Annotated in this window: 12 protein-coding genes; 2 read left to right on the plus strand and 10 right to left on the minus strand. The window is 45.2% G+C overall.

Features of this window, described 5'->3' with window-relative positions; translation table 11 throughout:
- The 10 genes from AC1DSE_RS16280 to AC1DSE_RS16325 form a co-directional block, all read right to left on the minus strand.
- The coding region (locus AC1DSE_RS16280; protein WP_477527899.1) for an FTR1 family iron permease at positions 1-1,609 on the minus strand (1,609 nt) is incomplete at its 3' end.
- 66 nt (positions 1,610-1,675) lie between these two features.
- Entirely contained in the window at positions 1,676-2,983 is a 1,308-nt protein-coding gene (gene efeB / locus AC1DSE_RS16285; protein WP_477512762.1) for an iron uptake transporter deferrochelatase/peroxidase subunit, read from the minus strand.
- A 4-nt stretch (positions 2,984-2,987) separates the two neighbouring features.
- Positions 2,988-3,851, minus strand: a complete 864-nt coding sequence (efeO, locus tag AC1DSE_RS16290) for an iron uptake system protein EfeO (RefSeq protein WP_430057374.1) — start codon at positions 3,849-3,851, stop codon at positions 2,988-2,990.
- 153 nt (positions 3,852-4,004) lie between these two features.
- On the minus strand, positions 4,005-5,099 hold the full coding sequence (locus AC1DSE_RS16295) for a glycosyl hydrolase family 18 protein (protein ID WP_477512761.1): 1,095 nt from the start codon (positions 5,097-5,099) through the stop codon (positions 4,005-4,007).
- A gap of 37 nt (positions 5,100-5,136) precedes the next feature.
- On the minus strand, positions 5,137-6,798 hold the full coding sequence (locus tag AC1DSE_RS16300) for a polysaccharide deacetylase family protein (RefSeq protein ID WP_477512760.1): 1,662 nt from the start codon (positions 6,796-6,798) through the stop codon (positions 5,137-5,139).
- A gap of 38 nt (positions 6,799-6,836) precedes the next feature.
- Positions 6,837-8,708 (minus strand): glycosyltransferase family 2 protein, encoded by a 1,872-nt coding sequence (locus AC1DSE_RS16305; protein WP_477527900.1) that lies wholly within the window; start codon positions 8,706-8,708, stop codon positions 6,837-6,839.
- Between the two features lie 21 nt (positions 8,709-8,729).
- On the minus strand, positions 8,730-10,043 hold the full coding sequence (locus AC1DSE_RS16310) for a nucleotide sugar dehydrogenase (RefSeq protein ID WP_477512758.1): 1,314 nt from the start codon (positions 10,041-10,043) through the stop codon (positions 8,730-8,732).
- Positions 10,044-10,070: 27 nt separating this feature from the next.
- Positions 10,071-11,522 (minus strand): polysaccharide deacetylase family protein, encoded by a 1,452-nt coding sequence (locus tag AC1DSE_RS16315; protein ID WP_477512779.1) that lies wholly within the window; start codon positions 11,520-11,522, stop codon positions 10,071-10,073.
- Between the two features lie 239 nt (positions 11,523-11,761).
- Positions 11,762-12,844, minus strand: a complete 1,083-nt coding sequence (locus AC1DSE_RS16320; protein ID WP_477512487.1) for a Gfo/Idh/MocA family protein — start codon at positions 12,842-12,844, stop codon at positions 11,762-11,764.
- A gap of 85 nt (positions 12,845-12,929) precedes the next feature.
- A complete protein-coding gene (locus AC1DSE_RS16325) occupies positions 12,930-13,499 on the minus strand; it encodes a C40 family peptidase (RefSeq protein WP_076269627.1) in 570 nt (189 codons plus the stop codon).
- 373 nt (positions 13,500-13,872) lie between these two features.
- Here AC1DSE_RS16325 and AC1DSE_RS16330 point away from each other — a divergent pair, with 373 nt between their 5' ends.
- Complete coding sequence (locus AC1DSE_RS16330; RefSeq protein WP_477512488.1) at positions 13,873-14,805, plus strand: hypothetical protein; 933 nt, start codon at positions 13,873-13,875, stop codon at positions 14,803-14,805.
- Between the two features lie 115 nt (positions 14,806-14,920).
- On the plus strand, positions 14,921-15,166 hold the full coding sequence (locus tag AC1DSE_RS16335; RefSeq protein ID WP_477512489.1) for an NHLP leader peptide family RiPP precursor: 246 nt from the start codon (positions 14,921-14,923) through the stop codon (positions 15,164-15,166).
- Positions 15,167-15,332: the final 166 nt, after the last annotated feature.

Raw genomic sequence — 15,332 nt, forward strand, 5'->3', positions numbered from 1 at the left:
CGCCAAGGAAGCGAACAACGAGATAATAGATTAATGCGGATGCAACAAGGAAAAATGGCCGTATGGGAAGCTTCGCGCTAAATTTAATAATCGCAAAGCCAAGTGCAATCAGCAAGATGAAAGTAACGCCAAATCCGAGAGCCAACTGCAGCGGATCGATAGACGGCGCCATCCCGACATAAAAAATCGTCGTCTCCGCACCTTCGCGGAAGATCGCTAGACCCGAAACTGCAAATAGTGACCACAGGCTTCCTCTTGCGAGCGCACTGCCCATTTGCTTGTCGATGTATTGATTCCAATTGTTCATATTAGACTTATTGTGCAGCCAATTGCCAACTGTGATCATTAGAATAACGGATAGTAAACCAGCAATACCTTCAATCGACTCACGCGCACTTCCAGCTGCAACCTGAGCAATGGCATACGTAAGCACAACAGCCATAATACCGCTAAGCAGAAGTCCAACCCATACGCCAGACCATACCCATTTGCGCTTATCTTGATTGCCGGTACGCTGCAAGTACGCAAGTAAAGCAGATAATACAAGAATAGCTTCAAGACCCTCGCGCAGCAAAATCATCCCCGCATCCCAAGCGGTGTAACGGGTATCCTGCATCATTGGCTCTAGCTGCCCCAGCATCTCAGCTATAAGCTGCTCCGCCTTATCTGCCGCTGGAGGATCGGAGAGCAAATAGCCGCCCGCCTCAGCCATTCCAATCTCCATACTGCTATAGATAGCAGCCGATCGCAGGGCAACCACACCCTCAATCGCAGGCCACTGCACGATAAAAGCTTCCATCTGTCCAGCCGCTTCTGGATAATGCCCTTGCTGGACATCATTTAACGCTTGATTTAGGATGTCCACAGCATCGGCTACCGTTAATCCCGACTCCTTAGCCACAGTCGATATTTTCCCATCGCGATAATCTTTAATAAGCTGAATGAGTGCCAACGCTTCTGTTTTCGCTTGTTCGGTTCTCGGAGGATCAGCTTGAACAGCAATGCGAAGCATGCTCATCTTCGTTTCCAAGCCGCTGTAAACGTTGAAATGATCCGCTCGAATAGCAGGCTCAACCTTAAGCCAACTATTATTCATTTCACGATATCCAGCATATGCCTTGTCCAAGTCGCCTGCTTGAATGCTTGCAAGCAGCTTCTCTGCCAAAGGAAGTATGCTGACAGCCGCATCTTGACCAGTTAGCTGAGTCGCCGGTGCGTCTTGAACGCTCTTCACGTATTTATTAAGTGCCTTCGCTAGTAGGGATAACGTAGCTTTGGCAGCATCAGCATCGCTTTCCGGCGCTGCTAAAGCTTTTATAGCTCCCGCAAGCGCAGAATCCACCGCTGCCGCTTCCTTCGTTGCCGCAGGCTCAAGCTGCTTCCACTTAGCCGAAGCATCATCAATATGAGCTGCCGCTTCCTTCCACTTTCCTTGACCTGCTTCAACAAGAGCACCGCCAACGAGCGGAAGCAAACGATCAAGCTCGGTGGATTGCGCACCTTCAGCAAACGTATATAATCCGCTGCTCCCTAACATCAATATCATCAGTACAAAAAAAGAAATGAAACGAATACCCCACTGTTTCATTCCGCCATTTTGTGCGAACATAGACGTCCGCCCCTTTCATCATCAAGAGCTATTTTCTACCCAACCCTAACCGAGCAACATTATGATTTAAAATAACGTTTCTCCGATATATCCGCCTTCACGAACACCTGGAAAACAAGCAAACATCGCACTGCCCGTATGAACGACATACTCATTCATTAGGTCGCTTTGCCCAAGCTTAGTCTGCATCGGAATAAATTGTTTCCGTGAGTCGCGGTTAAAACAAATAAACAACAAGCCTGCATCCAGCTGCCCGGTTTTGTGATCCATTCCACTTGAATACGAGTAGGAGCGGCGCAATATTTTTACCGTGCCATCGCCATGAGCTAGACGCACATGCGAATTCATCGGAAGCACCGGTTTGCCCTTCTCGTCCTTCTTCTCCAAATCAAGCTTGTCGAACTCATGCGCTCCGCCAAGCGGGGCACCGCTGTCTCGGTGGCGGCCAAAGGTTGACTCCTGATCCCCGAGCGTCGAACGATCCCATACCTCAATGCGCATGCGAATACGCCTTACGACCATATAGCTGCCCTTATCCATCCACGGCGTACCATCCGCTGCGGCTGCCCACACGACCTTGTTCATTTCCCCATCATCGTTAACGTCTGGATTGCCTGTTCCATCCCTAAAGCCCATCAGGTTGCGAGGCGTTGCATTCGCTGGATCAGCACCGCTCGTACGCTGGAAACCTTCCTGCGTCCAGCGGAGCACCGCTTTCCCTCTAGCTATACGAGCTAGATTGCGGATCGCATGGAATGCAATTTGCATATCATTAGCATTCACTTGAACGCCAATATCACCGCCTGACCATTCGTCTCGCAGCTCGTCACCGCCAAAAGCAGGCATATCAACAAGAGCAGCTGGCCTTTTGTCCGCTAATCCATATCTTGCATCAAAGAATGACGAACCCACACCGAAAGTAATCGTAGTACGAGATGGCAGCAAACCTTCTGCTTCACCCGTATCTGAAGGAGGAAGATTTAAATTATCGTTAGTCTTGCCGAGCATCTCACCGTTTGTCATGGATGCTGCTGCACTCGTCCATGCTTGAAATAACTTGCGCACCTCATCAAGTGTACTCGCCGTTAAATCAAAGGAAGCGAATAAAATAAAGTCTTGTGCCGGCGTCGTGATTCCGGCCTGATGCTTGCCATAAAAGCTAACAATTTGGTCTTTATCTACTTTGACTGCCTTCGAAGCAGGCTTAGCCGCGCTGCGTTCCTGCGTTTGGAACAAGCTTCCGACTCCAGCTGCTCCGAGCAGCAGTCCAGCCCCGCCAACACCTGCCAGCCGTAGTAGGTCTCTACGGCTGATTTTTTTAGCATCTATGTTGGGCTTGCCCTCATTTTGATTGGAATTAAAAGATTCCGTCATGTTGTTAAGCCTCCAATATTGTACCCATTTGAGAAAGCGGCTCGGCAAGCGCATCAATAAGCTGGCTTAGCTTCTTTGTATCTTCCTCTTTCAAATCTAGATAGGACACATAACCATCACCTGATTTGTAAGCTGACAAGGCTTGCTCAAGATCAGCAAATCCTTTGCCGATTTGCTCATCCAGCGCAGCATCCTTTTTGTTCAGTTCAGCCTTAACCAGCTGATAGATCTTATCTGCACCTTCCACGTTAGCTGCAAAGTCGTACAGATCCGTGTGTGAATAACGTTCTTCCTCGCCAGTCACCTTCGAAGCGGATACCTCATTAAGCAGCTCTACTGCTCCCGTTACAAGCAAACTTGGCTCAACTTCAACGGTTTCCATCAAAGCGCGAAGCAGCTTTACATCCTCCAGCAAGCGGTCTGCATATTCACCCATACCTTCGGTTGAGTTCTTCTCCCACAGCGACTGCTCAATGCGGTGGAATCCGCGCCAGTCCTTGTCTTCCACGTCATTCTCACGCGCATCAATATTTGGATCGAGGTCGCCAATCGCTTCAGCTATTGGCTCAATACGTTCAAAGTACATGCGTGTCGGCGCATACAGCTTTTTCGCCGCCTCAACATCCCCGCTCTTCACAGCTGTTACAAACTTCTCTGTTTCTAATATGAAAGTATCGGCTTGCTCAATAGTAAACTGACGATAGCTCTCCAGAATAGGTGCCCAAACCTCGTCCGAGACGACAGCACCGCTTGCGGAATTGCCCTCTGCTTGTTTAGGCTCATTCTTAACTGCATCATTTGAGCCGCAGCCTGTAAATACTACCGTACAAGCCAATAAAAAAGTCATTAATTTATACTTCATTAAAATTGCTCCCCACTCCAATAAATTGGATCTGTTTTTGTCCTAAAATGAAGTATATTCGCTATTGATAATCATTGTCAATGGAATATTTCAGTACTAAAGAAAAGTGCTTCCGCAGCTATTCTCATAAGCTTCAGAAGCACTTTGTTATTCCCTATTTTATTGCATATACAGCTTCAAATTTGTCAGAGATTCCATCTCTATTTCGCCTAATCTCCAAATCGCCGCCTTGCTAATTCCGTTCGCTTTTGCAGTATTTATCCAACGAGATAATGTCACTTCATCTGCGTACCACACGGTATGCTTCATATTGTTGGCCTCAGCATCAGTATATTCAAAAAACATGCTGCCGCTCGCTTGATCGCGCTGCGCTTTACTGCCCGTTTGCTTTAACAGCAGCCCCGCTCGCTCCTCAGTCAAAGCTTCAACCTTGCCATCCTCATGCCAATCGAACCCGCCAACCGAGAAAGCCATATACGGACTGCCAGGCAGTACTTCCATTCTGGTTGCCAATTGTTCAATAAAAGCTTCATCCGCTTTTGGTCCTGGTTCGCTGTGTGAGCCATATAGGTTATAAGCCATCATGACATATTCCGGGCCTTCCGGAAGCTTTAATTGTTCAATAGGAGCTCTTGGTTCCAAAATGATTCGAAGCGACTTCCCGCTTTTCTGCAAACGAGTATGAAGCTCCGAGTAGAAAAGCAGCATCCGTTCCCAGTCTTCTTCCTCGACTCGCTCATAATCGATCTCAATTCCGTTCAACCCAAATTGATCAACGGCTGCAATCAATTCATCTACATGTTTTTTGCGACTTTTTTCCGTCTCTACTAGCCGCGTAATTAAACTCGAATCCTTCTGAACAGACTCGCCATTTTCTTTAAACTGGTCGTTTACTACCGTCAGATAGAGCTGCATCTGTTCGTTCTTCTTATAAATCTTCATGATTTCAGGCAACGCCTGCTGGAACTTATCCGTAAAATAAAGACTATCCTTATAATCAAAATAGGCCGCAAACAACTGCAAGCTCGTTAATTCACCTTTAATAATACTCAGGTCCTCAATTCCCTGCTTCCACTGCCAGTCCACAATCCAAGCTGACAATTCAGGCAGTACGCTGGCTGCAGCCTGCAGTACGTCTTCAATAGACGACTGCTCCGCTTTCTTTGCGCGATTTGTAAGATTGGAAAAATACATTGCTGCGCCTACAAGCACCACAAGCAAACATGCTGCAATAAGACCTTTTCGTTTCCGCATTGATTCAAACTCCTCGAATTATTAGGTTCTGATTAAGCTAAAACGTATCGATCGCCCAGTCGAATGATGCATTAATCGCGTTCTTCACTCTACTGATTAACCCCTCAATCCCAACATAACCGTTCTTGTATAATGACTCATGCTCTGTACCGTCCTCATTGACGGTCGTTACTTTTATATTATCAAAAACAGCGTCGTAAATATCATCTTTTTCGTTGTTAAGGCTTGCTTTGGAAGCAAGCGCAATATTTCCGCCGACGATCGAGCTGCTAATTTGCTGCAAAGAGAGCTGCACATCATCTACAATCACCGTTAATTGATCGCCCGATACGCTAACTTCAAGCTGCTTCGCACGTTCAGCAGCCTTGTCCCCAAGCTTGCTTGCTAGCAGCCGTTCAACCTTGCCTCCGGGTGCCTTTTGCTCCACAATAACCGAATTATCCTCGATCGACACTCGAACAAATGAATCCGTATTCTGATCGTATCGAACATAAATCGATTGGCTGCCGACTGCATGACCGCCAAGCTCCGCAGTAAGTTTTACGTCGGCAGCATGAATATCTTTCAATAAAAGCATGCCGCTTCCTGCTGGAACAGAGGTTAAAGCAATCCGGTTATCCGTAAACTCAGCCGCACCGCTGATAAGCTTCCACTTTGCCGATCTCCGCTCATCCCCTGCAATAAAGCTGACTTTCTGACCAGTATCCTTACTAATTTTCATAAGCAAATGATTCGTATACCAATAGGAAGCAGGCTGCACCCTTGTTAAATTATAAAGGCTGTCACTGCTTTTATTCAAGGAAAGTCCTTCACGGTTAAAATGCATGCCGAACATCGCTTTAATATTTTGGTCGTTCACATTCTCAACAAGCCGGTTCATGCCATTGTACAAAATGTTCGCGTGCATAATCATATACACGTTAGGAACAAAGCCAAGCGTCTTGTTGTAAATTTCTTTCATCGACTTGTAGTCTGCATTGATGCGCGCTTCCATTTCGGCTCGATGCTCTGCAGGCACTAGGTTCTCATCCCGGATAAAGTCCATCAGGTAATGAGTGTAGTAGCTCGTGTTAGCCCGATCTTTAAACTCATTCTCTTCCTTCACACCAATGAGCTTGCCTTCCTTGTCAAAAATATTAATATAAGACAACCGGTAGCCGTTGCTTCCAAGCTCCCAATAGCCCTTTTTCATCATACTGAGCATGTCCTTAGGCTGAAGGAATTTGGATTCATTGCTCCCAACCTTATTCGCATAGGACAAAATGGTCGCTTTATAATTGTATTTCTCCAGCAAAGGCTGAGCAAATAAACTGGAATCGTTTCGTCCATCCTCGAAGGATAGAAACAGCGCTTTAGGCGGCAAAGGTTTTCCATGCTTGTAATAGTCCATGACATCCTGCTGCGAAATGGTTACATAACCTTGATCGTGCAGTGCCTTCAGCTGCTGATTCAGCCGTTTTTTGGAAATCAGCTCCGATGTACCGTTTCTTGCTACGCCAAAATAAGATAGCGCAATAAACCCGTCTTGATTGGTCCACTGCGCCTTATCCGGCTCCGCATATTGCTTGATATCAAATACAGCATGGAAAAGAATGAAGCCCAAAACAAGCAAGATGATCATCTGTACGGTCGTTCTGATCACCTTTCTTTTGTTTTTCCGCTTATAATCGAAAACTCCATTCGTATACCACTTATTCATAGCGGTCATCCTTATCTATGAAATAGACCATGGCCGCTTTAAAGCGGCATGTCCATATTCTTGTTGTTTTTGTTCTTTCTCGCTGCTTTCTTATTTCTAGCTTCAATGTCCTGCGGCGTTTCTCTTGTCCCCCAGGTTGATTTCCAGAAGGTAACCCATGCAACAGGCATTTGCCACAGCAGCACAAACTCGTAGAAAATACAAAATACGAATCCAAAAACCCACAGCTTGCTCTTACGAAACAACAGATGGGCAAAGCTCATCAACAGCGCCATCAGCAGCAGTCCCATCAGGAAGGTGCTTGGGAAGATCCGATACATGATCGGTACATAAACCAAGTTGTACAAAACCACAATCGGCGCTGCAATGGGAACAATAAGCCCAATGTAGAAGAACAAAGCCATAAACGGCTCCTTCCGCCAAATAAAGCCCCCTGCTCGCAGCGATTCACGCAGCCATGAACGTTTCCAGCGCATTTGCTGCTTTAAAAACACGTTCATCTCTGAGGGGACGATCGTGGAGCAAATCGCTGTATCCTGATAGCCGGTACGATGTGTTTTCAAAATAAAATTAGTCATGCTGCGGTCATCGCCAAAGGTCGCTGGCTGCCCCAAAAACTTCTGAGTCAGCCAAGCATCCTTATGCTTCAAAATTAAATCCTTTCGGTAGCAAGAGAGTGGCCCAGACAAGCAGGTTACGCTGTCAAACCAAGATTCAGCAGCCTTCATAATTCGGAATGCAATATAGTAGCGTACCGTCTGCAGCTTCGTAACTGTGTTCGTATATTTATTTTCCACATCCGTGCGTCCAGCGACACCGCCCATTCGCGGGTCCTGAAAGGGCTGTACGAGATTTCTAATCGCCGTAGGCTCTAGAAAGCTGTCAGAGTCCACAAATACGACCAAACGATGCTTTGCCATCTCCACGCCCTTTACAAGCGCTACGCGTTTGCCCCCATTTTCGGACAATACATGCAATTTCAGACGATCCTTCGTTTCGTACCTCTGCGCCTCTTTGTGAACAAGGTCGATAACCTTCTGAATTTGCTCCACAGAACGATCCTTAGAGCGATCATCTACGACAATCACTTCCAGCTTGTCGATCGGATAGTCTTGATTCATGCAGCTCAAAATCGTTCGATGAATCCATTCCTCTTCATTAAAGCAAGGAATTATAATCGATACGCCTGGCGTATAATGCGGATTAACCGGCACATCGCGGTGCAGCGCGCCGAAGAAGTAACGAGTGAGCAAGAAAGCCGCTGCCGTAATACTGTATAAATACAAGATGAAATTGTATTTAAAATAAATGATGCTCTCCACACGCATAAGCATAATAATACCAACTGCTACAAACAGCAGGGTGCTCGCCGCATAGACAGAATAACCCCAACGCTTCTTCTGAAGATACGTGGATAATGGCCTCTCAAATTGGAAAGCGATAAGCTGCTTCGCTCCCTCTTCGCTATCTCGCGTAAATGTTCTTTTAATAACAGCTTCTATTTTCACGGCAGACTCATAACCCTCAGGCATCGTCCCAGGTGGAATCTCAAAGCTCAGCTTATACTTTGCCCCCTCCATGAACGAATCGCCAATTACGGATGCGTCCAGTTCAATCAAAATGCCTGTAGAAGAAATGTCTACCGCTTTTCCCTTTATTGCCTGCTGCTTCCTCCGGCCATTGCGAAGCAGCCGCACGTCAAAGCTTGCCTCATATCTCAGGCTTAGCTCACGCAGCTTATGCATCGCTGCCGCATCATCACGGCCGTCCTTGCTTTGACCTTCGGCATAACCTCTTCGATCAACCTTTTGCCGCAAATGCTCCGGATCGGGAACGCTCCAAAGGGTGCGTCTGTCCGCTCTTGGAACAGTCAGCACTTCTATCGGCTTTTTTTTCTGTCGTCTAAACACGCTGCTGTCTCCAATCCGGCACTATAGGCTCCAATAGTCGTATCCGTTTTGCTCGAATAACCGCTTATCAAATACGCCTTTTATATCAACCAAAAACTTCGTTTTGTTGTCGTCATACAGCTTGTCAAAATCCTCAACATTCATCTTCGTAATTTGAGTGTGGGCAACCGCTACAATAACAACATTCAACCCGCTTAATTCCTCAATGTCGCATAGCTCGATGCCATACTCGCCATAAACCTGCTGCTTGTCCACATTTGGATCTGCCACAAGTGTTGTTATCCCGTACTCTTGAAGCTCTTCGATAATGTCTGTCACCTTCGTATTGCGAATATCGGAGCTGTCCTCTTTATAAGAAAAGCCAAGAAAGCCTATTTTGGCTGTATTTATATTTACCTTCTGCTTAACAAGCCTCTTAATGATTTGCTGAGCGACATACTTGCCCATCCCATCGTTAATTTGGCGTCCCGCTAATATAATTTTGGAATGATAGCCGGTATCCTCAGCCTTATAGGTCAAATAATAAGGATCAATTCCGATGCAATGACCACCAACCAGCCCAGGGCTAAAGTTAAGAAAATTCCATTTGGTGCCTGCTGCTTGCAGCACGGCTTTTGTATCTATCCCCATACCGTTAAACAGCATGGACAACTCATTCATAAAAGCAATATTTACATCTCGCTGTGCGTTTTCAATGACTTTTGCAGCCTCAGCTACCTTGATGCTCTCCGCCCGAAATACGCCTGCATCAATAATCAGCTCATACACGCTCGCGACAGTTTCCAGCGTTTCCTCGTCCATACCGGACACGATCTTCGTAATGTTCTCTAGTCGATGAACCTTGTCACCGGGATTGATTCGTTCAGGCGAATAACCTACCTTAAAATCGACGCCGCAAACAAGACCCGACTCTGCCTCCAAAATCGGAATACATATTTCTTCCGTCACCCCCGGATAGACGGTCGATTCAAACACAACCATTGCGCCATGCTTGAGCTTCCTGCCCACCAATTGACACGCACTCTTCACATAATTCAAATCCGGTATATTACCGCTTTGAATCGGTGTAGGCACTGCCACAATGAAGAAAAAAACATCTTTAAGCTCATTCAGATCTGAAGTAAACTGCGCTTCGGTATTTTTGAGCACATCACTGCCTATATCGCCGGTTGTATCAATCCCGCTGCAATATTGTGCAATCTTATCTTTATTGACATCGAAGCCGACAACGTCCACTTTTTTCGCAAAAGCTACTGCGATCGGCAATCCGACATAACCTAATCCAATGACCGCTATTTTCTTCTGCCTTGTAACGATTTCCTCGTATAACGTCATATGTCATCTCCATCTAGTAAGAAAAAGTTATTTTAGAGACATTTGCGACATGGGAACGAATGTATAGCCCTTGCTTTTCAGCTTCTCAATAACATCTGGCAGCGCCTCAATCGTATGAATGTTATCCAGCATGTGAAGAAGAATAACACTCCCATCAACCGTTTGATCCAGAACACCCTTCACGATATGGTCGGCGTCATTGGCAGAGTCCCAGTCGAACACCGTTACGTCATACATCGCAATGGAGGTGTAGCCTGTTGCAGCTACAATTCTCGCCCGTTCATCATCAATTTCACCCGTCGGGGGTCTAAATAACATGGTAGGCTGCTGCTGAATCGCTTCGGTTATTACTTGATGAGCCTTGACGACTTCCTCTTGCAATTCCTCAGGCGTTAACTTGGTAATGACAGGATGACTGTATGTGTGATTAGCAACATCATGTCCAGCTTCCGCTATCGCCTTAGCTAAATTCGGATTTTTCTCTACCCCGTTGGCACGCAAGAAGAAAGTAGCCTTCACGTCATGCTTTTCCAAAATATCAAGCAGCTTTGTAATCGTGTAGTCGGTACCCCAATCATCAAAGGTAAGTGACACAACCTTCTTTTTATTTTCCCAGTTATAAATAAGCTTGTAGCTCGATTGTTTGTCGTTTGAATTTTTTCGAGCAGCATCAAATCCCGGTATTTGTTCAAGCGGTTTTCTCTCTTGACCACTGCTTACCAGCTCTTTAAGCGGAACGAGCTTGTAGCCAACCTCGGCCGCTGCCTTCGCAATAAGCGGTATCGATTCAAGAACCTGTCCATCCAGCTCCGTATCCAAGGCAATAATGCCGCCCCGAGTTACATATTTTCGAATATAGTCCGCTTTCTCTTGCTCCGATTCCTGCTGCCATTCATGCAAATTAAGACTGTAAGATACAACAGCCGAAAGCCCGCTCTGCGCTGCAGCCAGCTGAACGGTATCATTGTAATCGCCGGATCTCGTCCGCATATATTGAGGCTTTACTCCTAGCTCCCTCTCGATCACTTCATTGCTGACATTGATCTCTTTAAACACTTGCTCATAGCTTAAATGAGTTAGATCGAGCCGACTAAGCGTGTTGTTCTCAATGCCATGACCTCTAGCCAAAATCTCCTTGGCGATTCCCGGCTCTTCAGCCACCCTCATGCCCGGCAAAAAGAAGGTCGCCTTAATATCGTAGCGATCAAGTTCATCGAGCAGCTTAGTCATGAGATTCTCATCACCCATACCATTGAAAGTAAGAGACAATTCCTTTTTTGTCGTATAGACAAATGGAATCACTTTACTCTTTTCACCATTTACAGGCACGACAGGCTTTTCCGTCTCTATTGGTTTATTCTCTTCGCCCGAATTGCCGCTGCTTGTAAGCAAAGCGCACCCTGTAACCGAAAGAGCCAGCAACACGAACATCAGCAATAAAATGACAGGATTCTTTTTTCTATTCGTTAAAAATGGCATCTGTTTCTCCTTTATAACTTGATTACCCATTAATTAATAAATCGAATATGTTTTTCCAAGAAAAAAATAATAATTTCCAGAAAATTCCGAATATTCAAAACAAAAAAAGACTCTATCACAAAAATAGTGACTACGAGTCTTCTACTTATAAAACAATTTTAGCACAGCCGAAGACTTACACCTGCATGTAATTGGTACCAATTTTGTTTAGTGCTAATTGTCCTAATTGGTAATTATGACTATTCTGGCATCCAAACTTGTTTCTCCGTATGCACCGTTTGTCCCGAAGCCATTGCTTCCCCCATAAGGAGCGCCAAGTAGTGATCCTGTGCTGCTTCTGCCAGGCTATAGAAGGAAGCTCCTTTACCGGAAGCGAGCAGCCCCATTCGCAGCAAACAAGTCGCTATTGCGATCTCGTCATCACTAAGCCTTGCGGGAGCAACTGGATTCTGGTAAAGCCATTCGCCATCCGCAATAACCCCGCGATGATAATAACCTTCCAAATTCCCGTGCTGACCGGTATCGACTCTGCGAAGCTCCGTATGAATGGGCGTGGCGTAATCTTTTAAATAGCTGACTTCTGAGTCTACTAGCTCACCTTTGCTGCCTCTTACGAGCATGCGGCTGCGCCGTATCCAAGAGAAGTACTGATCCCCCGTAAAATCATATACAGCCAGCTTGTCGCCAAATCGGAGCGTTGCAATTCGCTGCACAGATTGAACCATTCGTTCTTCAAGCGGATCACCTTGTCTGCTTGGCCCTTGCATGATCTTCGATTCAAAGGTCTGTCCAATGATGCTGGCATGCTCGAAGCCGACGCCAAGAAGCTGTCTAATTAAGCTAATCCCGTGATAGTCATGGGCAGCAGATACCTGTGCTTGCGATACTTCACCCAGCTTCCCGGAGCGGGCAATCTGAATCCGAGCCGCATGCATCGGCTGAAATAAATACTGTTCGGCTACTTGTACCATTGCATCCTTAGGCAGCGATTGATACAGGTCGGTTAGTGCTTCCAAATCAGCAGCCGGAGGCGTCTCTGCCAGCACTGGAATTTGCCGTTCAGCTAGCTCTTGGATAATAGCCGGAGCCGCTGTTCGCGGGACAGATACAACAGCGAAGCTGAACTGCTTGGACTCAGCCGTAAACTGAGCCATATTGCGAACCGTACGAATGCCCCATTTTGCCTCCAGCAGCCGCCCCTTCTCCTCGTCACGAACAAGTATCGTATGAATGTTGAATTTCTCCGGCAATGCTTTGGCGATACGTATGTAAAACTCTGCGCGCCAGCCTCCGCCAACTATTCCAAAGCTAATAATAGACATCGTGAACCAGCCTCCTGGATGTAATCCGTTTTCGTCATAATGATCATTATAAAAAAGAAAAAGATCTCAACACGTGAGATCTTCTTTACGCAGTGCGGAAGGTTCCAGTTGCCTTTATTTCCTCTTGAACACCTGTATAAGCTTGCAGCTTACCATGGTAAACGAGCTCCAGCAGCGTTGTATTCTCCAAATCAGCAGGTGTTACGAACAAGGAAGGTTTATTAACAAGATTCACGCCGCTTTCCTCAAAAACAGAGGCTACAAACTGCGAGCAAAAGTATGCGTACTCTCGTTTCATCTCAATATTAAGCATGATGCCTAACATGCCTAGCAAATTGTATTTATACTGATCGCGATTTTTCTCCATGTAATGAATTTGATTTCGTATGTTTATATAGGCGCAATGACTAATCGTGCATCTATACAAAGCGCAGGTTGAGTTCTCAAAAAACTCGCCTCGTACATCCTCTTTCACAAATCCCGCAAAAAATGGGTTGTTCGGATTTTTTCTGCCAAAGCTATAGACCTCATTCAAGTCTCTGTCAAATGCGATTGAAGCGTGATTCAGCATATTTTTAGTGTACCATCTAATTGTCTTGGAAAATAAGGTTCCCGTATTCGTTAAGAGAACATAAATTTCAACATCTCTATTCATGCCATACTACCTCCACATTAAAGAACTCTCATCTAGGTATTAACTTTAATGCAGGAGAACTAAATTCTAAACCTGCTCAGGTAATAGATTCATCCCCGACCTAAGTCCAGTTCTGTAAGCATAGCGTGACAGAGGATCATCTACTAACTTCACCTATTTTTATAACCTTAATCCATTTTACTGGATTTTCTGCTTTTACTCAATACAGACTTCGTTTTTTCTTCCTCATGCTTAAAAATATGTTAAGATTTTCTTTTTCCAAAAATGATATAGTAGGAAAAGATTGACACCGTTCATATACTATTTATATGCACCAAATCTTAATTTAGTATGGTCGTTTGGCTTACATTCTATTGCAGCGGAGGACATTTAAATGGAATGGTTTACTCGCTATACCACACAGCTGGAACTTGTTTATGCCAAAGCCGAAGAACGTATTGCAGCTTTCCCAGCACCGCTCGGCAGCCTTGGTCTGGCCTATGCGCATAAGTTCAATCCTGTGAAGCATGACAGCAATAAGGATTACATATGCAGCCTTCTCCCCTTCTGGATGAAAGAGCCGAGCGGAATTAATGATTCGCAATGCGAAGCGCTTGCATTAGCTAATGTATATGGAATGCTTTATTTTTTTATTCAGGATGACGTGATGGACAGCATGCCGGCATCAAATTGGAAGGAACAGCTTGCTCTAGGCAACCTGCTCATGCTCGAAATGTTCCGTGTATTCCGTGAGCTGTTCCCTTCAGCTTCACCATTTTGGGCGTATTACGACCATTATGTAACGAACTGGGCCGAGAGTGTAACCAACGAGGATCGCGATGATTACTTTATAAACGACCCCATCCGCACAGCTGGCAAAGCAGGTCCCGTCAAAATCGCCAGCACTGGCGCGTTGTTGTTAGCAGAACGCCCAGAGCTCATTGAGAAGATGGAGCTCGCCATCGATATTGTGCTGATGTCGCTTCAGATGTCTGACGACTATCAGGATTGGAAAGAAGATCTGGCTGAAGGCAGCTATAATGGCCTGCTTGCGATGATCACCGCAAATAGAACTGCGGAAGAAGCATTAACTGAACAAAAGGTTGAAAATGAAATCTTTATTCGAGGATGCCTCGGACCTTATGTTCAACTTGCAATTGATAATGAAAAACGACTAATCGAATTGGAAGCGGGATCTAGTGAGCTAGTCGCATTCCATAGTTTTATACTAAAACATTTGAACCATACCCATGAGACGATAGAATCAAACAAAAAGTTGCTGCTGGAGGGCGGATTTAACTACTTTTTGTATAAAATTTCAGTTTAATAGGTACTATATAATCTATTAATTGTCGAATAATTGAAAATTCATATAGAATTTGTCGAACGGGCATGATAGACTGAGTATGGTAAAMTTATACATATTCGGAAGGGTGATTATTGTGTCCAATGTACAATCGTTAAAAGATCAAATCATTCAAAAAGCTTGGGAAGATGCCGAATTCAAGAAACAACTTATCGCCAATCCGAAAGAAGCAATAAAAGAAGCTTTCGGAATCGATGTTCCGGATACAATCGAAGTAGAGGTTGTTGAAGAATCGGCTAATAAATACTACTTGGTAATTCCAGAAAACCCAACAACAATTAAAGAAGAAGCGATCCAAGCACAAGGCGCTATGTGGCAATAAATAAAAATAAAAAAAAGCGCTGGTTTTAAAAGCAACCAGCGCTATTTTTCTGCAGATGGGATATGAATTATTGCTTCGGTTCCTAAACCTTTCTTACTAAAAAACTCAAGCTTCCCTTGCATTACCTCTATAATTCGGAAAGTAACCATCAGCCCTAAACCAGTTC

Source organism: Paenibacillus sp. 01L418 (genome assembly GCF_056400045.1).

What these genes read in the sequence shown, in the direction of transcription:
- efeB (WP_477512762.1), bottom strand. Translation starts at nt 2,983, where the DNA reads ATGACGGAATCTTTTAATTCCAATCAAAATGAGGGCAAGCCCAACATA.
- AC1DSE_RS16295 (WP_477512761.1), bottom strand. Translation starts at nt 5,099, where the DNA reads ATGCGGAAACGAAAAGGTCTTATTGCAGCATGTTTGCTTGTGGTGCTT.
- AC1DSE_RS16300 (WP_477512760.1), bottom strand. Translation starts at nt 6,798, where the DNA reads ATGAATAAGTGGTATACGAATGGAGTTTTCGATTATAAGCGGAAAAAC.
- AC1DSE_RS16310 (WP_477512758.1), bottom strand. Translation starts at nt 10,043, where the DNA reads ATGACGTTATACGAGGAAATCGTTACAAGGCAGAAGAAAATAGCGGTC.
- AC1DSE_RS16315 (WP_477512779.1), bottom strand. Translation starts at nt 11,522, where the DNA reads ATGCCATTTTTAACGAATAGAAAAAAGAATCCTGTCATTTTATTGCTG.
- AC1DSE_RS16320 (WP_477512487.1), bottom strand. Translation starts at nt 12,844, where the DNA reads ATGTCTATTATTAGCTTTGGAATAGTTGGCGGAGGCTGGCGCGCAGAG.
- AC1DSE_RS16325 (WP_076269627.1), bottom strand. Translation starts at nt 13,499, where the DNA reads ATGAATAGAGATGTTGAAATTTATGTTCTCTTAACGAATACGGGAACC.
- AC1DSE_RS16330 (WP_477512488.1), top strand. Translation starts at nt 13,873, where the DNA reads ATGGAATGGTTTACTCGCTATACCACACAGCTGGAACTTGTTTATGCC.